This is a genomic window from Streptomyces sp. HSS9-12 (genome assembly GCF_054963655.1).
Genome location: NZ_JBUEGC010000019.1, coordinates 74845 through 98415 on the forward strand (window position 1 = coordinate 74845; position 23571 = coordinate 98415).

General features: G+C 72.2%; 14 protein-coding genes and 1 tRNA gene. All 15 read right to left on the bottom strand.

Annotated elements, in window-relative coordinates:
- Positions 1 to 60: 60 nt before the first annotated feature.
- Entirely contained in the window at positions 61 to 1479 is a 1419-nt protein-coding gene (locus tag ACY34J_RS12820) for a sensor histidine kinase (protein WP_462726541.1), read from the bottom strand.
- Positions 1476 to 2222, bottom strand: coding sequence for a response regulator transcription factor (locus ACY34J_RS12825; RefSeq protein WP_462726574.1), 747 nt, complete (start codon positions 2220 to 2222; stop codon positions 1476 to 1478). Before ACY34J_RS12825 ends, ACY34J_RS12820 begins: the two co-directional genes overlap by 4 nt.
- 182 nt (positions 2223 to 2404) lie before the next feature.
- Positions 2405 to 2710, bottom strand: coding sequence for a hypothetical protein (locus tag ACY34J_RS12830; RefSeq protein WP_462761958.1), 306 nt, complete (start codon positions 2708 to 2710; stop codon positions 2405 to 2407).
- Between the two features lie 53 nt (positions 2711 to 2763).
- Complete coding sequence (locus ACY34J_RS12835; protein WP_462726543.1) at positions 2764 to 3180, bottom strand: PepSY domain-containing protein; 417 nt, start codon at positions 3178 to 3180, stop codon at positions 2764 to 2766.
- Between the two features lie 583 nt (positions 3181 to 3763).
- Entirely contained in the window at positions 3764 to 5857 is a 2094-nt protein-coding gene (locus tag ACY34J_RS12840) for a hypothetical protein (RefSeq protein WP_462726544.1), read from the bottom strand.
- 87 nt (positions 5858 to 5944) lie between these two features.
- Positions 5945 to 6664, bottom strand: coding sequence for a hypothetical protein (locus ACY34J_RS12845; RefSeq protein ID WP_462726545.1), 720 nt, complete (start codon positions 6662 to 6664; stop codon positions 5945 to 5947).
- 484 nt (positions 6665 to 7148) lie between these two features.
- Positions 7149 to 9248, bottom strand: coding sequence for a hypothetical protein (locus ACY34J_RS12850; RefSeq protein ID WP_462726546.1), 2100 nt, complete (start codon positions 9246 to 9248; stop codon positions 7149 to 7151).
- Positions 9245 to 10990, bottom strand: coding sequence for a DEAD/DEAH box helicase (locus tag ACY34J_RS12855; RefSeq protein WP_462726547.1), 1746 nt, complete (start codon positions 10988 to 10990; stop codon positions 9245 to 9247). The genes ACY34J_RS12850 and ACY34J_RS12855 overlap by 4 nt, the downstream gene beginning before the upstream one ends.
- A gap of 330 nt (positions 10991 to 11320) precedes the next feature.
- Positions 11321 to 13021, bottom strand: a complete 1701-nt coding sequence (locus ACY34J_RS12860) for an ABC transporter ATP-binding protein (RefSeq protein WP_462726548.1) — start codon at positions 13019 to 13021, stop codon at positions 11321 to 11323.
- Positions 13018 to 13377 carry a hypothetical protein gene (locus ACY34J_RS12865; protein ID WP_462726549.1) on the bottom strand — a complete coding sequence of 120 codons (360 nt, stop codon included), beginning with the start codon at positions 13375 to 13377 and terminating at the stop codon, positions 13018 to 13020. Before ACY34J_RS12865 ends, ACY34J_RS12860 begins: the two co-directional genes overlap by 4 nt.
- A 425-nt stretch (positions 13378 to 13802) precedes the next feature.
- A tRNA-Thr gene (locus ACY34J_RS12870) sits at positions 13803 to 13876 on the bottom strand.
- A 167-nt stretch (positions 13877 to 14043) separates the two neighbouring features.
- Positions 14044 to 15636, bottom strand: coding sequence for an alpha/beta hydrolase (locus ACY34J_RS12875; protein WP_462726550.1), 1593 nt, complete (start codon positions 15634 to 15636; stop codon positions 14044 to 14046).
- Positions 15637 to 15755: 119 nt separating this feature from the next.
- Positions 15756 to 17036 (bottom strand): DNA polymerase III subunit delta', encoded by a 1281-nt coding sequence (locus ACY34J_RS12880; RefSeq protein WP_462726551.1) that lies wholly within the window; start codon positions 17034 to 17036, stop codon positions 15756 to 15758.
- Between the two features lie 265 nt (positions 17037 to 17301).
- Positions 17302 to 20442, bottom strand: coding sequence for a dTMP kinase (gene tmk / locus ACY34J_RS12885; protein WP_462726552.1), 3141 nt, complete (start codon positions 20440 to 20442; stop codon positions 17302 to 17304).
- Positions 20443 to 20566: 124 nt separating this feature from the next.
- Positions 20567 to 23419 (bottom strand): type I DNA topoisomerase, encoded by a 2853-nt coding sequence (gene topA, locus ACY34J_RS12890; RefSeq protein WP_462726553.1) that lies wholly within the window; start codon positions 23417 to 23419, stop codon positions 20567 to 20569.
- Positions 23420 to 23571: the final 152 nt, after the last annotated feature.

The following is a 23571-nucleotide window of genomic DNA, read 5'->3' on the forward strand; positions in this document are numbered from 1 at the left end:
GACGATCGGCGTCATGAGCGCACACCACCCGCAGCTGACTCGCGCCGGGCAACGGATGACTCACCGGGCTGACGCTGTCGCCCGCGCAGATCGGGGAGATCGGTTCGCAGCGCGCCCTCGCCCGCCGGCCACCGGGCGCAGCCGCACGGCCGCGTCCAGCCCTCCGCCGGGGGCCGCGTTCAGGGTGATCTCGCCGCCGGAGGCGTGGACGAGGTGGCGGACGATGGGCAGGCCCAGGCCGGTGCCGTCGTGGTGGGAGTCGGAGGCCCGCCAGAACCGGTCGAAGGCCCGGTCCCGGTCCGTCGGTGACATGCCGGGTCCCTGGTCGATGACGTGCAGCTCGGCGCCGGGGGCGCGGGTGAGGGTGAGCGTGCTGCCGGGCGGGGAGACCCGCAGCGCGTTGGCCACCAGGTTGTCGATGATCTGCTCAAGTGCTCCGGGGATCGCCCAGACTGCGCCGGCCGTGCCGGTGACGGCGAGCGTGACGTGCTGTTCGGCGGCGAGCGGCTCCCACATCGCGGCGCGCTCGGCCAGGACGGCGTCCAGCTCGGTCGGTTCGGGTGTGGTGGCCGTGTTCTCCAGCCGGGCCAGGGCGAGCAGTCCGTGGACCATGCGGGCCAGCCGTTCGACCTCGTCGATGGTGTCGTCCAGGCTGGGGTGGGCGCGCGGGTCGAGGTAGGGCTCGAAGTTCTCCAGCCGCAGCCGCAGCGCGGTCAACGGCGTCTTGAGCTGGTGGGAGGCTTCGGCTGCGAACGCCTGTTGGGCGTCCAGCAACTGCTGCAGGCGGGTGGCGGTGTGGGTGAACGAGGCGGCCAGTTCGCGCAGTTCGGGCGGTCCGCTGTCGGCGTCGGGCGGGTTGGTCAGGGGGCCGTCGGCGAGCTGGCGGGTGGCACGCTGCAGCGTGCGCAGCGGGCGGGTGATCCAGCGGGCGAGGGTGAAGGCCACCAGCGCGACCGCGGCCAGGGCGCAGGCTCCGGCCAGCGCGAGGGCGAGCCAGATCCGGTGCACCCGGTCGGTGACCGTCGCCGTCGGGTACGTCAGCCGCAGGGCGCCGCGGATCGTGGTACCCGAGGAGCCGGGCTGCGTGGCGTACAGGACCTGGCTGCCGTCCGCGGCGGTGCCGGTGCCGGTGCTGGGCTGGTTGCGCAGGGCGGCGGCGAGGTCCGGCTGGGCGGACAGGTCCGTGCCGGTGGGCACCGGGGTGCCGGAGGCGGCCAGGACGATCCCGGCACGGTCGACCACGACGACCTGGCCCCCGGTGCGCGCGGTGTAGTCGCCGATCAGCGCGGGCAGTTCGGCGAGGTTGCCCTCCTCGATGTTCTCCTCGGTGACCTCGGCGAGCATCGTCGCGTCCCGCTCGATGCTCTGGGCGAAGCGGTCGGTCTCGCCGCGGGCGTAGAGGTAGCCGAGCGGGATCTCCAGACAGGCCAGGACCATCAGGGCCAGGCCGAGGTAGCTGAACAGCAGGCGCCGCGTCATCGCGGGCCCTCCGGCGGGGAGGTCTCGTCCGCCCGGGCCGCGGGGTCGGTGAGGCGGAAGCCGACGCCGCGCGCGGTCCTGATCCACGCCGGGTCGCCGAGCTTGCGGCGCAGGGCGGCGACGTGGGCGTCGAGGGTCTTGGTGGGACCGAAGAAGTGCGGGTCCCACACCGCGTCCATGATCTGCTGGCGGGTGTGCACGGCCCCTGGATCCTGGGCAAGGAAGGCGAGCAGGTCGAACTCCCGGGGTGACAGAGCGACTGCGCGGCCATCCAGGCGGACCTGGCGGGTGCGGCGGTCGAGGTGCAGGGAGCCCAGTTGCTGCGGCGCGGGTGCCGTCGCGGGCGCGGTGGCCGTCGTGTCCGGTCCCGGCGGTACGGCCGGCAGGGCGCCGGTGCGGCGGGTGACGGCCCGGATGCGGGCCACCAACTCCCGTACGCCGAAGGGCTTGGCGAGATAGTCGTCCGCGCCGAGTTCAAGGCCCGCCACCCGGTCGGCTTCCTCGCCCCGGGCAGTGATCATGATGATCGGGACGGGCGAGCGGGCGCGCAGGCTGCGGCAGACGTCAAGGCCGTCCATGTCCGGCAGCCCGAGGTCGAGCAGGACCAGATCGGGGAAGGCGGCGGCGTCCGCCAGTCCGGCGGCGCCAGTGCGCACCCGGTCCACGGTGAACCCGTAGCGGCTCAGCCCTTCGGTGAGGGGCCCGGCGATCCGGTCATCGTCTTCGATCAACAGCAGCCGCATGGCGACAGGCTCGCACAGGAGTGCCACGGGAGTTGGGGTGTTCACGAGAAGCCGCCTGGGACCTGGGAGAACGGATGATGCCTCTCCCATGAGCGGCATACGGGGGGCGCCCGACCGGTCAACGCGGGAGGAAGGACCGGCCGGGCGGCGGCGGGACGGGCGGTGTCAGACACCATGGGGAGTCAGTCGGCGTCGGCGCGGTCGCCGTCCTCGCGTCCGTGATCCTCCCGGTCGTCCTCCCCGCGCTCGTCGTCGCCCTGCTCGCCGGTGCTGGGAAGGAGACCGGTCGGGCTCGGCGTTGCAGACGTACCGTCTCCGCCGGCTCCGCCGGCGCCGGGGGGCGAGGCGGAGGCCGTGGCGTCGGGGGGTGCAGACGGCGCGGTCGGCGACTTCGGCGCGGAAACCTGAGCAGTGCCGCCGATGCCGGGCGCCGGGTTGGAGGAGAGCGTCTCGCCCACCATCGACAGGGCGACGCCGAAGCCGAACACGACCACCAGTGGGGTCGGTGGGCATGATGCTCCTTCCGTCAGGCAGCCAGGGATCAGCTGCCGGCCTCGTCGGCCTCCTCGTCCTTGGTCTTGACGACCTTGTACGTCGCGGGGTCGAGATAGACCTCGACCTCACTGCCGTCCGCCTTCTTGATCTCCACCGCGTACGTCCCGGGGTTCTCCGCGTCCTCCTCGGACTTGACCACCGTGCCGGGATAGGCAGCAAGCGCCGCCGCCTCGGCCTTCTCCTTCGCCTCGCCGGTCAGCGGCGTCTCCACCGCATCGCCGCCTTCCGCCTCCTCGTTCGCGGCGCCGCCCTCGGCAGCAGCACCGGCGTCCTGAGCCGCCTGCGTATCGCTCGCACCGGCGGCAGAATCACCGGAATCGGATCCGCCGCCGCAGGCGACCAGGGCGAACATCAGCACGGCGGCGGGAACGGCGGCCAGGGCACGACGGGGCATTGCGCGCATCAGGGTGTCTCCAAACACTGGGGTTTCACTGGCGGGTTCGGAAGCCGGCACAACCGGACCTCCGGGGGACGACAACGACCCTAGAAACACGCCGTTGAGAGACAGCCCAGCAAACAGAGAGCGAAAGACCAGCAGACTGCCAATCTTTGGCCACCCAGCGAAGCGGCGCTCGTGGGCACCGAACCACTCCGGGGTCAGTGGACCACCTATCAGCAGCGGAGCGACTCAACGAGAATGGAAATAGGGGACTTATCCGAGAAGCGCCGTTCCCATGATGTTCCCATCCGGGTACAAGAAAGGCCCTCCATGAGCTTCATGGAGGGCCTTTAGGTCAAAATCTGACGCTGCGCGACACCAACAGGTCCACGGCGCAACGCGGCAAGCAGCGCCATCCCGTCCTGCGTGTGGAGCGCGCCGCGAACGGCCCGCAGCCCGTCCTCGTCCCATCCCTCAGCCACGACCCTGAAGGTAGCGCGCACCACCGAGGACGTACGACACCAGGACCCACCGCTTCCCCGCCACCCGACTCCGTGCCCGTGTCGGCCTCACCCTGCGCCGGCGGAACCGCGCCGTGTCGCCCTGGTCAGCGATGCCGCTCGCGACCGCTCTTGCGTGCGGGGCGCCGGCCCTTCCGGGTGCGGCCGAGGCGGGTGGCGGGAGTACGCAGTGCCCGGGCCGCCAGATCCCCGAGCTCTTCGAGTCCGGTCCGGTCCGGGTGCGCGGAGTCCAGCGCGGCGGCGACCGCGTCCCTGACCTCGGGGCCCTGGCCACGCAGCGCCTCCTCGGCGCCGTCCCGGCCGCCCGCCAGCTCAACGAGCTGGAGCAGGCTCTCGGCGAGCACCAGCAGATGCTCGGCATCGGTCATGTCCTCAGGGGACAGCAGTTCATGGTGCGCCAGCGCGTTCAGCGCGAGCGGCGCCAGCTGGGCGTCACCGCGCAGCCCGCGCAGCAGCCGCTCACCCTCGCCGTCCGGCAACGCCGCCAGCAGCACGTCGAGCATCGCCTGTGCACGCGTGCGGAAGGCCATGAACCGTATGGCGTCGGTCAGTTGCCGCAGCGCGTCATCCCGGTCGCCGCGGGCCGCCATCCAGCCGGCCAGCTCCGCGCGGGCGGCATCAGGGTCGTAGTCTTCGGCCAGCACCCCCAGCAGGCCGGCGGCCGGCGCCTGGGCCAGTTCACCGACCAGCGGTGCGTTCCGGCCGACCGCCAGCAGCCGCTGCCGTACGGCCCGGGTCCCCAGCTCGGTGAGACGGATGAGCTCGACCGGCCCGGCGGTCAGCTCCTCACGCTGAGCGCGGGCACGTTCCTGCGCCGCCGGGTCCGCTGCCGCCCCCGCGGCGCCCAGCAGCTCCGCGGGTTCCGGCGGCATGTCCGCGGGCAGCTCCTCTCCGGCGCCGGAGAGGTCGGCCTCCAGGAACACCGGATCGGCCATGCCCCGGTCGCGCTCGATCGCGCCCAGGTCCTCCAGCATGTCGAGCACCGTGCGCAGGTCCCGGTCGGCGTGCTCGAACCACATCCGGTGCCGGATGTCCGACCCGCCGTCCAGCTGGAAGCACGCCCGGTAGGCCAGGTGTACGGAGTCGCGCAGCCGCGGCCAGGGCATCGGGTACGGCAGGCTGTAGAGCGCGTTCAGCACGTCCTCCAGCACGTCCGCGTAGACATCGAAGAGCATCGACTCGACATGCCAGCCGCTGCGCGCCCCGATCAGGGCCTGCCGCAGCTCGAAGCACGCGTCGAAGGCGCGTAGCCAGAGCCGAAGCGGATCGGCCAGCACCGGCCGGGCCTTGGCCACCGCATACAACCGCCCCTTGGTCACCCGGACCAGCCGCGCCTTCTTCGCCCACTCCACCAGCAGTCCCAGCCGCGGCAGGTCGGCCGAAGTGCGCACCCCCTCGGCCTTGTCGCCGGTGCCCAGCACGTCCACCAGCTCGCGGGCGTCGGCCATCCGCAGCCGCCCCGTCGTCGTCACCGCGCGGCCGCCCTGCCCCGCCCACTCGGCGAGCCCGCGCAGCTGCGCCACGATCGTCAGGACCTCGGCCCGTCGGCGCAGCTCGCCGTCCGGGGGCAGCACCACGGGCAACTGCGGCTCGGCCCGTGCCGCACTGGACAGCGCGCGGCCGGTCAACCGCCGTTCCATGATCGCATCGAGGGCCTGCTTGTCGTAGGCGACCTCCTCACGCTGCGCTCGCTCCGCGAATCGCCGCAACGCCGCCCCGTCCATGACGTCCACGCCCTGTTCGGCCGCTGTCATCGCCCAGAACTTCGCCAAACCCCAGCGGGTGCGTTCCGCCATCGCCGCCGGATGCCGCTCCGCGACCGCTTCGACCGCGGCGAGGGAGTCCTGAAGTGTGGGCCCGCGCGGGTCCGCCAACTGCGCGGCGTGCAGATAGCGCAGCAGCGTGCGCAGCGTGCCAGGGGCGTCGCCGCGTTCCTCTCCAGGGAGTTCGGTGATCTTCTCCGGCAACCAGGAGAGCAGCAACTCCTCCACGTGCCGGGGCTCCCACAGCCCTAGCCGACCGTCGGCCGTCGCACGGTGCCGGTAGTCCAGCGCCGCCTCGGCCGTGAACCCGTCGACCGGCAGCCCCTGCTCCCCGGCCCACCGGACCAGCCGGTCGACCAGCAGTCCACGCGCCGCCTCGTACTCCTCCTCGGCCCCGGCTTCGAACCGCATCCGCATGAACCCGCCCAACCTGTCCGCGGCACTCCTTGCCCCGCCAAGCTACCGCTGAACCGCTACGCCAACTCGGCCGGGACCAGCGGACCGCTACCCCATGGGCAGCACGTAGTGGTAGTTGCCCTTGCCGACCGCGGCTTCGAGCGTCCGGACGACGGACCGGGCATCGTCGTACGGACCCGCTACATAGAACGGCACGCCGTCCCGGCCGAACTCGATCGGCACCGGTCCCGCGGGCTCACCCAGGTACGCGGCCGCCGCGGCGAACTCCTCATGCGGCTCGAAGCCCAGCCCGCGGGCAAAGGCCACCGCTCCGTGCACGAGATGCTGGGCCAACTCCAGCGACGCCTCGACACCCGGCGAGTCGAACGCGGAGAAGAACTCCCGCCGCCAAGCGTCGAGAGAGCCCGATCCCAGCGTGTGCGGCCCGTTCACGTTCTTCACACCGAGGCAGTGCACGTCGACCAGGAACCCGCAGACCGTGACCCGGCTCGCCCGCTCCCGCCGGGCAACCAGTACCCCCGCCAACCCACCCGAGGCAGTCTCCGCACCGGACAACGGGTCGCTCTGGTGCCAAGCACGAGGATCGTCGCCGAGGCCGAGCCCCTCGCTCCACCCCGGACTGAGCCAGCAGCCGACCAGGGCACGGCCCGCCGGGTCATCGACCGCCTGTTCGACCTTGGCAGCCCGCCGCACCAGCACGCTCGCGACCGACTGCCGCACACCGAGCGCCCGGGCAATCTGCTTCGGCCCACTGCCGCGCCGCCGGAGCTCACGCACCTGCGCCAGGAGTTCCGCGTCGTCTCTCACTGAACATCTCCAGGATCACGGCCGTCACGTCCACAACTCCCGGCCGCTGACCGCCTGTTCACACCATTCCAGTGCCCGTCCAGCTTACCCAACGCGACCGACTCAATGGCTCCCGGCGGCCAGTAGCCCTGCCTGCTCGCGCGCCTCCGCCAACAGTCAACGGCACCCGTGAACCCACTGGCCCGAACAGCCCGGTCTCGGCCATGCCGTGACGGCTTCACCAGCAGATCCATGCGCGGTGCGGCATGTCTCGAACTCGGCGGTGGCGCCCAGGCGTTGGTGGCAGGCACGGGCGCTGAGCAGCAGCCGGGCGATCTGCTGGTAGTTGGCGTCGCCGGCGACGGCCTGAGGGGCTCGATGGCGCGCAGGTACCCCGAGCGCATCCGCCGGGCGGTCTGCGGCGAGGCGGTCGGCAAGCGCAGTCCTCGTCAGTGCGTTCCGGGTGGGGACCGGCCCGGCCGATCGGGCCGGGCGCCGTGCGCGGCTACCAGGGCTGGTCTTGGGTCAATTTCAGCACACGCTGCAGGTGCGTGCCGGCCTTGCGCAGGTCGGCCTCAGGGACCTGCCACAGCCGTGCCGCGTCGCGGTAACCGCCCCCGCCGGCGCCGCTCCAGTAGCAGGCGGACCGCTCGGCGGCGGCGGCGAGGACCGCAGCCGGGTAACGCCCCCGCAATGCCCGCGGGTCGGCCAGTCGCCACCAGGAGGCCAGGGCCCGTGCGGCCAGGTGCGCCCCGTACCGGGCAGGGGTGCGCTGCCACAGCAGGTGGGCGACCGGGTCCAGCTCGGCACCGGTGCGCGGGAGGCGGGTGGCCGGCTCAGTACCACCTGGGCGGTAGCGCGCCATTATGGTGCTGGCGTTCATCGCGTAGGGGGTCTGATGGGGCAGGACCTCGGCGATCAGCGGGTCGGGCCCGAGGGACCAGCGCAGCAGGTAGTCATGGCGTCCCCGGTCGGTGCGGACCTCGCCTCCGGCACTGTCCCAGCCGCGTCGTCCCTCGGCGGGGAAGACCACGGCGCTGCAGGACTCCACCCGCTCCCGGGAGTCGACGCCGATTCCGTACAGCGGCCCGGCCGCGCCGTACAGCCGCAGCAGGGCGGCGGCGGGCGAGTCCGGGGCGCACAGCCGCTCCAGCTTGCGGCGGTCGCCGCCTGCGGCGTGCTCCCAGAAGGTGAAGGCGCGTTTCTGCAGGGTCTGGGGATCGACAGACCGGAGCTGCGGCGGGGACGGGGCATGGCCGGGTGTGGCGGGGCGGGAGGAGGAGGCGCGCGCTGCGGACGCCTCGGCGATTCGCCCGGCCTTCGATCGACCCCCGCTCCGCGGCGCAGCTCCGCCCGCAGCCTCGGCGTTCCGTGCGGCCGACGGCCCCACAGCGACGGTGGCGCCCGCACGCACTGGCGCCACCGCGCGTTCCGCGGATGCGGCAGTGTGCGCGGCGGCGCCGTCGCGGGGCGGCGGTACGGACTCCGGGGCCGGAACCGGGGTGGGGCGCTTGGGGGCCAGGCATCGGGCGCAGCCCAGGTGCGTCTTGGCTGCGACGAGCGCCGCACCGCTCTGGGCGCAGGCCGGACAGCGCAGTGGGGCGAACTCTCCGGCGGGCAGCAGCCAGTCCAGGTCCAGTGGATAGCGCCGCTCGCCCCTGCGGACGTCCAGCGCGAGGCGCAGCACCGGGACTCTCAGCAGGTGCAGCCGGTAGGGAGTGAGCGTGTGGCGGGCACGATATTTTTCGGCGATCTCGGCCAGGCGGCGGGCGCGCTCCTCGCGGGTGCTCTCGATACGGGCGCGCAGCAACGGCGCGCGGTCCTCGGGCGCAGTGGCGGCACGGCGCTCCAAGGATTCCACGGCGGCGGCGTAGTACTCCTCGGCGCGGGCGCGCTCCTTGGCGTACGCGTCGCCGATCTGCCCGGCCAGCCCATCACGGCGCAGCACGGCGACGGCCTCCAGCATCCGGTGGGCCTCGGCGAGGGCCGCGGCCAGGTCCGGCCGGCTGGTCGAGGCGTAGTCCACGGCGGCGGCGAGCCCGACCGGCAGCGCGGTCTCGGCACGGGGGTCATGGCCGGTGCGGGCGAGGCGCTCGCTGACCCTCGTCGGCACCTGCAGGCGGCTGGGTACGTCGACGAACACCTCGACCTGCTCCTGGAAGTGGTCCTCCGCGGAGAGCTCGTAGCCCACAAGGGCGCCCACGCGCAGCACCGGCCGCAGCGCCCGCTCGGGCGTGGCGTCGGCGCGCGGATCCAGGCGGCCGTGGTCGACCGGGAGATGCTCTCGGGCCTTGGACAGCAACGTGGTGGCATCGGGCGGCACGGAGCGCGGCGCGGCCAGGGTGAGGGTGCCGGTGTCGCCCGCGGCCAGAACGCTCTCGGCGGCTTTGGCGACCACCGGGTGTCCGGTCACCAGCAGCAGGGCGCCGTCTTCGCGGGCGACATCGGGGTCGGCGGTGACCGCGGTCTCCTCGGGCAGCTCCAGCTCGCTCGCCAGGGCAGCGGGCAGGAGTGCCAGGGCGGTGTCCCCGGCGTCCTCCCACAGCCCGCCGCGGTGCTCGACCCAGTCCAGCCAGAAGGCCAGCCCAGCCTCCTTGCGGATCACCGGCCCGCCTCCTGCTCGTCATCGCCGCCGACCAGTGCGTCGACCGCGCCGCGGCTGTCCAGGTAGTCCGTGCGGGCACTGACCAGCCGCTCGCCCAGGCGCTCCAGGCGCTCCTCGAACTCCGCGTCGTCCCCTGCGGTGGCGAAGGCGTCGAAGACGGAGGCCTCGAAGTCGAAGTCCTCGTCCACCCGGCCCAGGATCATGTCGAGCTCGCCGACGACCAGCTCAAACAGATTGATCTTGGATTCAAGGACGTGCAGGATCCGTTGTTCGATGGTGCCCCGGGCAACCAGATTGGTCAGCACCACGTCGTGCTCCTGCCCCACCCGGTGCAGCCGGCCCAGACGCTGCTCGATCTGCATGGGGTTCCACGGCAGGTCCACATTGGCCATCACATGGCAGAACTGCAGATTGCGGCCCTCTCCAGCGGACTCGGTGGACAGCAGCACCGGTGCCTGATCGCGGAAGGCTGCCACCGCCGCTTCCTTGTCCCGGCGCGAGAGGCTGCCGTGGTACACCGCCGCCTGGACGCCCTCGCGCTCCAGCCGCGCGGCGAGCGCGTCCAGGGTCTGCCGGAAGGCGGTGAACACCAACACCTTCTCCCCCTGTCCGTTGTGCCGACGCAGCCGCTCCAGCAGTAGCTCCGCCTTGGTGGATCCCTCGATTTGCCGGGCCAGCGCCGCCAGGTCCGGCCAGCCCGCCTTGGCCAGGGTCGGCGCGGCAGCCTGCGGGCTCGACCCGGCCAGCCGGGTCAGCCCGCGCAGGGTCAGCAGCCGCGCCGAGGACGCACCCTTGGCCTCCGCCCTGATCCTGGCCGCGATGCCCGCATACAGCTCCGCCTCCTCCTGCGTGGGCGCCACCAGCACCGTCTCGGCCAGCCGCTGCGGCAGCAGCACCTCGACCTCGCTGCGCCGGTGACGGACCATCACCTCACGGGTACGGGCCCGCAGCTCGTCCAGGTTGCGCGGCGTCGAAGGCTCCGTCCCGGCTCCGGCGTGCCGCTGGCGGAACTGCGCAGGTGTACCCAGCAACCCGGGCGCGACCAGGCTCACGAGCTCGTACAGGTCCTGCAGGCGGTTCTCCACCGGAGTCGCGGTGAGCAGCAGCAGATAGCGGGCACGCAAGGCCCGGGCGAGCTTCCCCGAGGCGCTGCGCGGCTTGCGCAGCCGGTGCGCCTCGTCTGCCACCACCACATCCCACTGCCCCTCGGTCAGCCGGGACTTGAGCGGCTCCCGGCGCGCGGCGGCGATCGAGGCGAGCACCACCGGCCGCTCCGCGTCCGCCTCCTCCCAGCCCCGGCCCCGGGCGATCGCTGTCGGCAGGCCGAACTTGCGCTCCAGCTCCTCGCGCCACTGCTCCACCAACCCGGCCGGGGTGAGCACCAGCGTCCGATCGGCCAACCCCCGCATCCGCAGCTCGGACAGGACCAGACCCGCCTCGATGGTCTTGCCCAGCCCCACCTCGTCCGCAAGGATCGCCCGGCCGCGCATCCGCCGCAGCACCGTCTGAGCGGTCTGCATCTGGTACCCGAACGGCGCGAAGGACAGCTGCGGCAGCGACAGGAAAGAGTCGAAACCGGGCCTGCGCCACACCTCCACTGCCGCGTCCACCAGCACCGAGGTGGCCGGATCCACCGGAGCCGCGCCCAGCTGGGCCAACAGCACCGCGAACGCGTCGGGCAGTCCTTCGGGCCGCGGAGCCGAGCCGTCGGCGATGGGGGGGCGAACGGTGGCGGTGCTCAAGCGACCTCGCTCGGGGAGCAGCGGAACGGATGGCAACGGGCACGCTCCGTCACCGTGCGGGCCAGCCTACCGAACCCGCGGGACACGAGCCCTGGTGTAGCCGAGGCGGTCGGCGCCGGTCAGGGCGACGAGGATTCCGACGAGAGTCCTCGCGCCCTGATCGAGGAACTGGCCGCCGGACCCGTGGAACTGATCACGCTCACACCGCCTGGCACCCGGGCGGTCCGAGACCGTCTGCGGGCCGGGGGGCGATCGGCCCCGCTGGTCGGCGAGCTGTCCCAGGTCCCGCCGGCCGGACTGCTCCCGTGTCGACGATGGCGGCATCCGGGGTCATGCGGCGGCCCCTTGGTATTCGGCGAGCCGGCGGTAGAGGCTGTTGCTCTCGTTGAGGCCGGCGTGTGTGCCGGTGGCCTGCACTCTGCCCCCGTCCAGCACGATGATCTTCTCTGCCTGGGCGATGGTGGAGAAGCGGTGGGCGATGACGACGACCGCGCACCAGCGGGAGATGGTGGAGATGCTGTCGCGCAGTGCCGCCTCCGACTCTCCGTCGAGATGGGCGGTGGCCTCGTCGTGGAGCACGATCCTGGGATGTTGCAGGAGGGTACGGGCGATGGCCAGCCGCTGGCGCTGGCCACCGGAGAGGCCGGAGCCGCGCTCGCCGAGTTCGGTGTCCAGGCCGTCGGGAAGGGCCGCGATCACCTCGGCGAGATGGGCCATGCGCAGAGCGTCGGCGATGTCCCCTTCGGCGGCCTCGGGGGCGGCGTAGAGGAGGTTCTCGCGGATGGTGCCGCGCAGCAGGGTGTGGTCCTGGTCGACGTAGCCGACGAGGGAGCGCAGCTGGCCGAGCGGCATCCGGGCGGTGTCGGTCCGGCTGATGCGGACCGTGCCGGACACCGGTTCGTAGAGGCGCTCGACGAGCTGGAACACGGTGCTCTTGCCCGCGCCGGACGGGCCGACGATGGCGGTGAGTCCGCGTTCGAGGACCGTGAAGGACACCTCGTCGAGGACGACGGCGTCGCTTCCGGGGTAGGAGAAGGACACCTTCTCGAAGGTGAGGCCGTGCCCTTCGACGACCGCCTCGGGGCCGGCGCCGCCGTCCTCCTGCTCGATGGTGCCGAGCTCTGCGATGCGGTCGATGGAGGCCCTGCCCTGCTGGAACTGGGCGATCGACATGAACAGCATCACCAGCGGCGACACCAGGTAGAAGAGGTACATCATGAACGACGTCAGATCGGCGGGCGCCATGTCGCCGGTGGCCACGCGAGCCATGCCCCAGGCGGTGACGACGGTCAGCGCGACCTGGGTGCCGACGTTCATGGCCGGGGTGAGCATCGCCGACAGGGCCGAGACGCGGATGCCGGAGCGCCGGGCCCGCTGGGCGAGGCCGGTGACGTGCTCGGTCTCGCGGGCCTCGGCGCGGGACGCCTTCACGGTCGGCAGGGCGCCCATGACGCGCATCAGGGCGGAGCCGAAGGTGCTGGTGTCCTCGCGGTTGGTCACCGACACCCGGCGGACCTGACGGGCCAGCAGCAGGGAGACCACACTGGCGACTCCGAGGCAGCCGAGGGTGGTGGCGAGCAGCAGCGGATCGAGCCACGCCATCAGCGCGATCCCGCCGACGACCATGAAAGCGCTGGTGACGATCTGGGCGAGGGCCTGGGTCATGCAGACACGGGCCAGCGAGGTGTCGGTGACCATCCGGGTGAACACATCGCCCTGGTCCCAACGGTTGTAGGACTGGAGCCGGGAGCGCAGCAGCCGGGCGGCCAGCGTGTGCCGGATGTCGTGGACGACATTCTCCCCGGCCCGGCCGATGGCGTACGCGTGGGCGGCCGCGAGAGCGGCGTCCGCGGCGAACAGCGCGGCGGCCAGCAGGATCGGCCCCGTCAGCGACCGGTCCGCCGCGACGGCCTCGATCATTTCGCCGATGACCACGGGCTGGGCCAGGGTCGCCGCCGCGCCGGCGACACCGAGGACGATTCCGGTCAGCAGCAGTGCGCGGTGCCTGCGGGCGATCTGCCAGACGCTCACGCCGCGGCCTTGGCGTGGGCGGACTTGACGTAGGTGGAGATGAAGATGGGGGACTGTTCGGTGTACGGGGCGCCGTCGCCGGACCAGCTCGCGGTGCGGCTTTCCGGTTCCAGACTGGCGTTACGGGCGTAGGCGTCGACCTCGTCCGGGTGGGTGAGGCGGGACAGTTCGGTGCCGACGCGGGTGCTGCCGTCGGACTCGTACCAGATGTGGGAGCAGTGCCACAGGCCGCCTTCCGGCAGCAGGGTGGAGTGGGTCTGCAGTCCGGTGCCGCGCTCCGGGTACGGGGTGAAGTACGTGGCGTGGCTGCGCCCTTCGTGGAGGGCGAGGATGGCGGGCTTGTTGTGGGTCTCCACGATGAAGGCGGCCGCCGGGGACGCTTGGGCACAGCGACACCCGGATCACGCGGGACATCTACCAGAGCGTCCTGCCCCAGGGCGGCAGGAGCGCCGCCGAGGCGACGGCGAAGCTGGTCCCGCTTCAGCGCAAGGCCGAGGCCGAGAAGGCCGCACGCAAGGCCGCGAAGAAGGAGAAGGCCAAGAAGGCCGCGGCGAAGAACGCCGGCAAGGGCAAGGGCGGCAAGCCGCAGAACCTGGCGAAAGCCCAGGCCAAGGCGGACAAGAAGGCCACGCGCCGAACGCCCGAGAAGTAGGTCCCCGAGCGGCTCCGCTCACGCATCGCTCACGCAAGCAAAGTCACGGCAACCCGACCGTGTGACATGCCATGCTCCGAGCAACAGAAAACCCCAGGTCAGCTTGCTATCTGACCTGGGGTTTCTCTGAGCCGCCTAAGGGAATCGAACCCTTGACCTACGCATTACGAGTGCGTCGCTCTGGCCGACTGAGCTAAGGCGGCAAGCTGCGGATACACCGGGCTGTGAGGCACAGACTGGCATCGGCAACGGCGCCAAGTCTACACAGTTGCCAAGGGTGCCCCGCACCAGGGCCTGCGCCGGTACTGGGAGGCGGCCGGGACGGGCCGCGGCGTCGGCGGGAGCGGGTCCGACGGCCAGGCGGTGCAGGTCAGCGGCAGTTCATGCCCTCCGACGGGGGCGTGCCCTCCAGGAGGTAGGTGTTGATCGCGTTGTCGATGCATTCGCTGCCCCGCCCGTACGCCGTGTGCCCGTCGCCGTCGTACGTCAGCAGGCGGCCCGAGCTGAGCTGGCCGGCCAGCCCCTTCGCCCAGACATACGGGGTGGCCGGGTCACGGACGGTGCCGACCACGACGATCGGGGCGGCGCCCTTGGCCTCGATGCGGTGCGGCGTGCCGGTCGGCTCCACCGGCCAGTACGTGCAGTTCAACGCCGACCAGGCCAGGCCCCTACCGAAGATCGGCGAGGCCTTCTGGAAGGACGGCAGATGCTTGCGCACATCGGCCGGCCCCCGGAAGGCAGGGGGAAGATCAAGGCAGTTGACGGCCGCGTTGGCGAACATGAGGTTCGCGTACGTCCCGTCGGGCTGTCGCTCGTAGTAGAGGTCCGAGAGCTTCAGCAGCCCGCTGCCGTCGCCGTCCATCGCCGCCTTCAGCGAGGCGCGCAGCTGCGGCCACGCGCCCTCGTCGTACATCGCGGCGATCACGGCGGTGGTGGCCAGCGACTCCCCCAGCTGGCGGTCCTCGCCCGTCGGGATGGGCTGTGCGTCGAGCTTCTTGAAGAAGTCCGAGAGCTGTTTGCCCGCCTCCTGCCCGCTCTTGTGGCCCAGCGGGCAGGTCTTGCGCTTCACACAGTCCGCGGCGAAGGCATCGAAGGCGGTCTCGAAGCCGGCGGTCTGGTCGCGGTTGATGCGGAGGGCCGGAAGCGAGGGGTCCATCGCGCCGTCCAGGACCAGCCGGCCCACCCGGCTCGGGAAGAGCCCGGCGTATGTGGCGCCCAGGAAGGTGCCGTACGAGGCCCCCACGTAGTTCAGCTTCTGGTCGCCCAGAGCCGCGCGCAGGATGTCCATGTCGCGGGCCGACTCGACCGTGGAGACATGGCCGAGGATATTGCCCGAGCGGCGCTCGCAGCCGCCCGCGAACTCCTTGAAGGAGTCGACGAGGTGCTTGACCTCGCCCTGGTCGTCGGGGGTCTGGTCAACCTGGGTGTAGGCGTCCATCTCCTCGTTCGTCAGGCAGATGACGGGCTCGCTGCGGGCCACGCCGCGCGGGTCCATCGCCACCATGTCGTACCGCGCCCGGACCGGCGCCGGATAGCCGATCGCCGCGTAGTTCTGCAGATAGCCGATCGCGGAGCCACCAGGGCCACCGGGGTTCACCAGGAGGGAGCCGAGCCGCTCACCCGGGCCGGTCGCCTTCTTCCGGGCGACGGCGAGGTCGACGTCCTTGCCGTTGTCGGGGTGTGCGTAGTCGAGCGGCGCTTTCACGGAGGTGCACTCGAAGCCGGGGACGCCGCACTCGCGCCAGCGCAGCTTCTGCTCGTAGAACGGTCTGAGGCCCGCCGGTGTCTGCGCCGGCAGCGGCGGCAGGACGCTCACCGCTCCGCTGGTCTGCGCCTGCGCACCGGTGGGTTTCGGCGACGCCGAGGCGCTCTGGGGCGACTGGCCGGAGGAACAGCCGGAGATCAGCAGGCCCGCGACCGCGACAACGGTGGCGGAGATGCGGAACAGGCGACTGGTGTCCATGGGGGGTGTCCCTCGGTTGTCGACGTCGGGTGTTCGGAGAGTATCCGTCCGACCACCTTCCATGCGCAGTCCGCCATCCCGTACGGGTGAGGCCATGACCGTCTGGCCCTCGGCCGCCCTCAGCCGGCGCGCAGTGCCATGGTCATCGCCTCGACCGCCAGCAGCGGAGCGACATTGCTGTCCAGCGCCTGACGGCAGGCGATCACCGCCTCTATGCGGCGAAGGGTGCGCTCCGGCGTGGAGGACTGGGCGACGCGCTCCAAAGCATCCCGAACCTCGGTGTTGGAGATCGCGACGGAGGAGCCCAGCTGCAGGGCGAGCACATCGCGGTAGAAGCCCGTGAGGTCGGTCAGTGCCAGGTCCAGGCTGTCGCGCTGGGTGCGGGTCGCACGGCGCTTCTGCCGGTCCTGGAGCTCCTTCATCGCGCCGGCCGTGCCGCGCGGAAGCCGGCCGCCGGTGCCGGCCGCGGCCCCGAGCGCGGCACGCAGCTCCTCGGTCTCCTTGGCGTCGATCTCCTCGGCCACCTGCTTGGCGTCTTCGGCTGCCGCGTCGACCAGCTCTTGCGCGGCCTTCAGACAGCCACCGACATCGTCGACCCGGAGCGGCACCTTCAGCACGGCGGCCCGGCGGGCGCGCGCCCGCTCGTCGATGGCCAGGCGGCGGGCCCGCCCGATGTGGCCCTGGGTGGCCCGGGCGACCGCCGCGGCCAGGGGCGGCTCGATGCCGTCGCGGCGCACCAGCACATCCGCGACCGCGTCGACGGGTGGCGTACGGAGGGTGAGGTGGCGGCAGCGCGAGCGGATCGTCGGGAGCACATCCTCGATCGACGGTGCGCACAGCAGCCACACGGTGCGGGGCGCGGGCTCCTCGACGGCCTTGAGCAGGACGTTGCCCGCGCCCTCGGTGAGCCGGTCGGCGTCCTCCATGACGATCACCTGCCAGCGGCCGCCCGCGGGGGAGAGCTGGGCGCGGCGGACGAGGTCGCGGGTCTCCTTCACACCGATGGACAGCAGATCGGTGCGGACGATCTCGACGTCGGCGTGAGTGCCGACGAGAGTGGTGTGGCAGCCCTCGCAGAAGCCGCAGCCGGGGGCGCCGCCCAAGGCGCGGTCGGGGCTGACGCACTGCAGCGCGGCGGCGAAGGCGCGGGCGGCGGTGGAGCGGCCGGAGCCAGGGGGGCCGGTGAACAGCCAGGCATGCGTCATCCTCGATGGCGCCGCCCGCCCCCCAGGACCGTCGGGGTGCTCATCGGCGGGGCCAGGTACGGCGACCACATGGGCCGACCCCGCGGCGGCGGCCTCAGCGGCCTCCGCGGTGACGAACGCGTCCGCATCGCGGGCGGCAGCCGCGAGCTGCTCAGTCACCCGGTCCTGCCCGACCAGGTCGTCCCACACCGCCATCGCTGCCCTGCCGTCCGTCTCTTTCCCGCGTCCCTGCCCCGTACCGCGGGCGCGCCGCACGGAATGCGTGGCGCGCCGCGGTTCCCCATTGTCGTCCACCGCACTGACAACGGTGACGGACGACCGGCCCGCACGCTCCGCTCCGGTCACCGTTCAGACGCGTCCCCCAGACGCGTCGCCGTACAGACAGACGCCGAGGCGGGGGACGGTGGCCACGTATCCCCCGCCTCGGTGGCGGTCCTCGCCGGCAGCGTGGCCCCGCGGGCTAGCGTCCGCGCCGCCTGCCGCGCCGGTCGTCGTTCTCCTCGTCGTACGAGCCGAGCAGTTCGTCGGCAAGGCTCGGCAGGTCGTCGAGCGGGGTCTCCTCCGCCCAGTCCGGACGATCGCCGCCACGGCCGCGCCGTCGCGGCTCGGGTGCCCCCTGACCCGCGGACGGATCGACCTGCGGCAGCTCGCGGGTGCGGTCGGCATCCGACGGCTGCTGTTCCGCCCCGTCCTCGGGACGGAACAGCCACGGCGGCACCCGGTCCGTCGGGTCGGACGACCGCTGCTCGTACGGGCCGCCGTCCTCGGGCCGTACGGGTGGCAGCACGGCCGTCTCGTCGGCCGGGCCGGCCGTCGGCGGCTTGGGCAGGACGGTCGTCTCCTCCGGGTCTCCGGCGCTGTCGTCCCCGTCCTCCGGCGGGACCGGTCGCAGCACCGCCGTCTCGTCCGCATCCCGGCGCGGAGCGTGGTCCGCCCCTGGGGTGCGGACGTTCTGCGTCGCCTCGGAGTCCGAGGAGGAGTCCGGGCCCTCCGGGCGGTCGGGCATCGGCGTCTCCACCGTCGCGGCCTCGTTCGCAGACGACGCCGCGGCCTCCGCCGCGCGCTCCCGCTCCGCCGCGAGCAAGGCCTCCTCGGCTCTGCGCTGCTTCTCCAGGCGCTGCGCCTCGGCCTCCGCCCGGAGCCGGGCCTCCCGCTCGGCCTCGCGCCGCAGCCGCTCCTGTTCGCGCTCCTCCGCCTCGCGGCGCTGGCGCTCGGCCTCGACCCGGCGGCGCGTCTCCTCCGCCCGCTTCTGGGCCTCCTCGGCCTGCCGCTCGGCCTCGCGGCGCTGCGCTTCCTCCAGCTCGCGGCGCTTGCGCTCCTCCTCTTCGGCGCGCTGCTTCGCCAACTGCTCCTGGCGCTCGCGCTCGAGCCGTTCCTCCTCGGCCTTCCGGGCCGCCTCTTCCTCGGCCCGGCGCCGGGCCTCCTCCTCGGCGGCCTTACGAGCCTCCTCCTGCGCCTCCACCTCCGCTTCCGACAGCGGCAGCATCTGGTCGAGCCGGTGGCGTACGACCGTGGTGACCGCCTCGGGCTCCTGTCCGGCGTCGACGACGAGGTAGCGCGTCGGGTCGGCGGCGGCGAGCGCCAGGAAGCCGGCGCGCACGCGCGCGTGGAACTCGGCGGGCTCGGACTCCAGCCGGTCCGGCGCCTCCGTGAACCGCTCCCGGGCAACCTCCGGGGAGACGTCCAGCAGCACGGTCAGATGCGGCACCAGGCCGTCGGTGGCCCAGCGCGAGATACGGGCGATCTCGGTCGGCGACAGATCGCGGCCGGCGCCCTGGTAGGCAACGGAGGAGTCGATGTAGCGGTCGGAGATCACGACGGCGCCGCGCGCCAGGGCCGGCCGTACGACCGAGTCGACGTGCTCGGCGCGGTCGGCCGCGTACAGCAGCGCCTCAGCGCGAGGCGACAGCCCGGCACTGGATACGTCCAGCAGGATGGCACGCAGGCGCTTGCCGATGGCGGTCGCGCCCGGTTCGCGCGTCACGACGACCTCGTGCCCCTTGGCGCGGATCCACTCCGCCAGCGCCTCGACCTGGGTGGACTTGCCCGCGCCGTCGCCACCCTCCACAGCGATGAAGAAGCCCGTGGGCGCCGGGTGCAGCTCGGTCTCTCCGCCGCGCAGGGCGTCCCTGAGATCACGGCGCAGCGGCACGCCGGACCGGTCGTCGGTCCTGCCGAGGACGAGCGCCGCCACCGGCAGCAGCAGCGCGCCGATCAGCATCAGCGTGAAGGCAGCGCCGCCGTGCGCGAAGACGAAGTCGCCGGTTGCCAGCCGGTGCGGGCCGATTCCGGCGGCGAGCAGCGGGGCCGCGACCGCTCCCAGTGCGATGAAGACGCGGACAACGGCGTGCAGATGGTCGGTCGTACGGGCCCGCCGGTACTCCTCGGACTCCTGGTCCAGCAGGGTGTGCCCGGTGTTGGCCGCTATCCCGGCCGAGGTACCGGCCACGAGCGCCAGGATCAGCACGCTCGTCGGGTCGGGGGTGAGGCCCACGGCGAGCAAGGCGAGCCCGGTGACAGCGATCGCGAGCGCGAGCATCCGGCGCCGGGAGAAGGCGGGCAGCACGCGTGGCGCGAGCCGGATGCCGGCGACCGTGCCGCCGGTGAGCGCGAGGACGAGCAATGAGAAGCCGACCGGCCCGCCGCCGAGGTCGCGGGCTTGCAGCGCGGCCACCGCCACGGCGCCCGCCACCGCTCCGGCGACTGCCGCACAGGACAGGACGAGCAGCGGGATCGCGCCAGTGCGTCCCTTGTCGAGACTCGTGCCGGACCGGGGACGGCGCAGCCCCTCAAGCGGGGAGCGCGCGCGGGGGGTCTTCGCGCCGGGCAGTTCGAGGGAGAGGAGCACCGAGATGGCGGCGGCGAAGAGCCCGGCGGCGACGTACGAGCCGAGGGCTGCCTGGTGCAGGTGGAACCACTCCACGCCGGAGCCGAGCAGGTTCCCGATCAGCGTGACGACGAGGAGCGTGCCGGCCGCGAGCGGCAGCGCCACATAGCCCGTCCGCAGCGAGAGCCGGCGCAGGGCCTCCATCCGGTCGGGCAGTGGCCGTACGGCGGCGCCCTCGGCGGGCGGCGCAGGCAGCAACGCGGGCGCCGCCCCGTCCTTGGCGACCATCCAGAAGCGCTCGGCGACGCCGGTGAGGAAGACGGTGACGAGCAGGGCGGCGAGCGCCTTGTCGGGCATCCAGTCGATCCACAGCGGAGCGACGATGAGGAGCGCGAGCCGCACCCCGTCCGCCCCGATCATGGTCCAGCGGCGGTCGAGCGGGCCGGAGGGCCCGGTCAGAGCCGAGAGCGGACCGAGGAGAACCGCACCGAAGAGCAGGGTTGCCAGGAGCCGGGCGCCGAAGACGGCGGCGACGGCGAACGCGGCATTGCGATAGCCGGGCCCCAAGGAGCCCTGCGCCACTGCCGCTTGAAGCGACAACAGCACAAGGACCAGCAGGGCGAGGGCATCTCCGATGCTGTCGACCAGCTGGGCGCTCCACAGCCGCCTCAGCGGCGGAAAGCGCAACAGGGCTCGTACGGCGCGCTCGCGGGAGTCCGCGGCAAGTGCGTCGGATGAAGAGGTCACGACCGTTGGCTGCTCGGCTCGCGTCATCCCGTCAGCCTATCCGGACTGGCCGAATCCCTGTGAGTGCATCCGAACAAGTGCCCCACCCCGCTCACGCCCCGTTGCGCGGAGACCGGGTGGGAAGGCCGCGCCACCGGCGCAGGCCAGGGCATCAGGCGTCCTCCGGCGTCGCCTTCGCTGCGGCCTTCTTGGCCGCCGTCTTCTTCGCCGTTGTCTTCTTCGCCGTTGTCTTCTTCGCCGCCGTCTTGCCGGCCGACGTCTTCTTGGCCGTGGTCTTCTTCGCGGCGGCCTTCTTCGCCGGCGCCTTCTTGGCGGCCTTCTTCGCCGTCTTCTTGGCCGGACCCTTGGCCCGCTTCTCGGCCAGCAGCTCGTATGCGCGCTCGGGCGTGATCGTCTCGACGTCGTCCTCGCGGCGCAGCGTCGCGTTGGTCTCGCCGTCCGTGACGTACGGCCCGAAGCGCCCGTCCTTGACCACCACCGGACGCTCGCTGACGGGGTCGGTGCCCAGCTCCTTCAGCGGCGGTCTGGCCGCGGCCCGCCCGCGCTGCTTGGGCTGTGCGTAGATCGCCAGCGCCTCGTCCAGGGTGATCGTGAACAGCTGCTCCTCGCTCTCGAGCGAGCGCGAGTCCGTGCCCTTCTTCAGATACGGGCCGTAGCGCCCGTTCTGCGCGGTGATCTCGGTGCCGGATTCGGGGTCGACACCGACGACACGGGGCAGGCTGAGCAGCTTCAGCGCGTCCTCGAGCGTGACCGTGTCCAGGGACATCGACTTCAGCAGCGACGCCGTCCGCGGCTTGACCGCGTTCTTGCCGGTCTTCGGCGTGCCCTCGGGCAGGACCTCGGTGACGTACGGGCCGTAGCGCCCGTCCTTGGCCACGATCGGGTGGTGCGGAGGCTCCGGATCGGTGCCGAGCACGCGCTCGCCGCTGGGCTTGGCCAGCAGTTCCTGGGCCAGCTCGACGGTCAGCTCGTCCGGCGGCAGGTCCTCCGGCACATCGGCCCGCTGCCCGGGCTCGCCCTCGACCTCCGAGGGCTTCTCGACGTACGGACCGTAGCGGCCCACGCGCAGCACGATGCCTTCGCCGACCGGGAACGAGGACACCTCACGGGCGTCGATCGCGCCGAGGTCGGTGACCAGCTCCTTCAGCCCGCCGAGGTGGTCGCCGTCGCCGTTGCCCGCGTCGGCTGCACCGCTCTGCGGGCCCTCACCGAAGTAGAACCGGCGCAGCCACGGCACCGCCTGGGCTTCGCCCGCGGCGATCCGGTCGAGGTCGTCCTCCATCTTCGCCGTGAAGTCGTAGTCGACGAGCCGGCCGAAGTGCTTCTCCAGCAGGCCGACGACGGCGAAGGACAGGAAGGACGGCACGAGGGCCGTGCCCTTCTTGAAGACATAGCCGCGGTCGAGGATCGTGCCGATGATCGACGCGTACGTCGACGGGCGGCCGATCTCCCGCTCCTCCAGCTCCTTGACCAGGGAGGCCTCGGTGTAGCGGGCCGGGGGCTTGGTCTCGTGCCCGGCCGCGGTGATCTCCTCGGCGGTCAGCGCGTCTCCCTCGGCGACCTGCGGCAGGCGCCGCTCGCGGTCGTCGAGCTCGGCGTTCGGGTCGTCGGCGCCCTCGACATAGGCCTTCAGGAAGCCGTGGAAGGTGATGATCTTGCCGGAGGCGGTGAACTCGACGTCCCGGCCGTCGCTCGCGCGCCCGCCGACCTTCACGGTCACGGACTGGCCGACGGCGTCCTTCATCTGGGAGGCGACGGTCCGCTTCCAGATCAGCTCGTACAGCTTGAACTGGTCGCCGGTCAGGCCCGTCTCCGCCGGCGTACGGAACCGGTCACCGGACGGCCGGATCGCCTCGTGCGCCTCCTGCGCGTTCTTGACCTTGCCCGTGTAGACCCGCGGCCGGTCCGGCAGGTAGTCGGAGCCGTACAGCTGCGTGACCTGCGCACGGGCGGCCGCCACCGCCGTGTCCGACAGCGTGGTGGAGTCGGTACGCATATAGGTGATGAAGCCGTTTTCGTACAGCTTCTGCGCGATCTGCATCGTCGCCTTGGCACCGAAGCCGAGCTTGCGCGAGGCCTCCTGCTGGAGCGTGGTCGTACGGAACGGGGCGTACGGCGAGCGGCGGTACGGCTTGGACTCGACGGAGCGCACCGAGAAGGAGGTGTCCTGCAGCGCCTCGGCCAGCGCCCGAGCGGCCGCCTCGTCCAGGTGCAGGACCTGCGCGCCCTCCTTGAGCTGCCCGTTCGGACCGAAGTCGCGGCCCTGGGCGACCCGGCGGCCGTCGACCGTGGCCAGGCGGGCGCCGAAGGTGCCGGGGTCGGTGGCGTCACCGGGGCGGCCGGTGGCGAAGGTGCCGTTCAGGTCCCAGTACTCGGCGGAGCGGAACGCGATGCGCTCGCGCTCCCGCTCGACGACGAGACGGGTGGCGACGGACTGCACACGGCCTGCGGACAGCCGCGGCATGACCTTCTTCCACAGCACCGGAGAGACCTCGTAGCCGTAGAGGCGGTCGAGGATTCGGCGGGTTTCCTGGGCGTCGACGAGCCGCTGGTTGAGCTGGCGCGGGTTGTTCACGGCCTCCTGGATCGCGGCCTCGGTGATCTCGTGGAAGACCATGCGCCGGACCGGGACCTTGGGCTTGAGGACTTCCTGCAGATGCCACGCGATGGCCTCGCCCTCGCGGTCCTCATCGGTGGCGAGGAAGAGCTCGTCGGACTCGGCCAGCAGTTCCTTGAGCTTGCTGACCTGGCTCTTCTTGTCGGCGTTGACGACATAGATCGGCTGGAAGTCCGCGTCGACATTGACACCCAGGCGTGCCCAGGGTTCGCCCTTGTACTTGGCGGGGACCTCCGCCGCGCCGTTGGGCAGGTCGCGGATGTGCCCGACGCTCGCCTCGACCATGTAGCCCGGGCCGAGGTAGCCCTTGATCGTCTTCGCCTTGGCAGGCGACTCGACGATGACGAGTCGGCGGCCGCCCTGTGCGGTCTCGCTGGTCGGGGACAACTTCGCTCTTCTCTCCGGTTGACGCTCATGTAGGCACTGCGGTGTCGGTGCGGAGTGTGACGGTACCTCCCGGCCCCGTGTCAAACGGGAAAACCCCGCAACGCCACTCGAACGGTAACCCGACAAGCGTCCTGTTTGCCGCCCGGACCGCA

Excerpts from the sequence above, each read along its gene's own strand:
- tmk (WP_462726552.1), bottom strand. The coding sequence starts at position 20,442 with ATGACGCGAGCCGAGCAGCCAACGGTCGTGACCTCTTCATCCGACGCA.
- ACY34J_RS12840 (WP_462726544.1), bottom strand. The coding sequence starts at position 5,857 with ATGCGGATGCGGTTCGAAGCCGGGGCCGAGGAGGAGTACGAGGCGGCG.
- ACY34J_RS12835 (WP_462726543.1), bottom strand. The coding sequence starts at position 3,180 with ATGCGCGCAATGCCCCGTCGTGCCCTGGCCGCCGTTCCCGCCGCCGTG.
- ACY34J_RS12880 (WP_462726551.1), bottom strand. The coding sequence starts at position 17,036 with ATGGCGGTGTGGGACGACCTGGTCGGGCAGGACCGGGTGACTGAGCAG.
- ACY34J_RS12875 (WP_462726550.1), bottom strand. The coding sequence starts at position 15,636 with ATGGACACCAGTCGCCTGTTCCGCATCTCCGCCACCGTTGTCGCGGTC.
- ACY34J_RS12820 (WP_462726541.1), bottom strand. The coding sequence starts at position 1,479 with ATGACGCGGCGCCTGCTGTTCAGCTACCTCGGCCTGGCCCTGATGGTC.
- ACY34J_RS12825 (WP_462726574.1), bottom strand. The coding sequence starts at position 2,222 with ATGCGGCTGCTGTTGATCGAAGACGATGACCGGATCGCCGGGCCCCTC.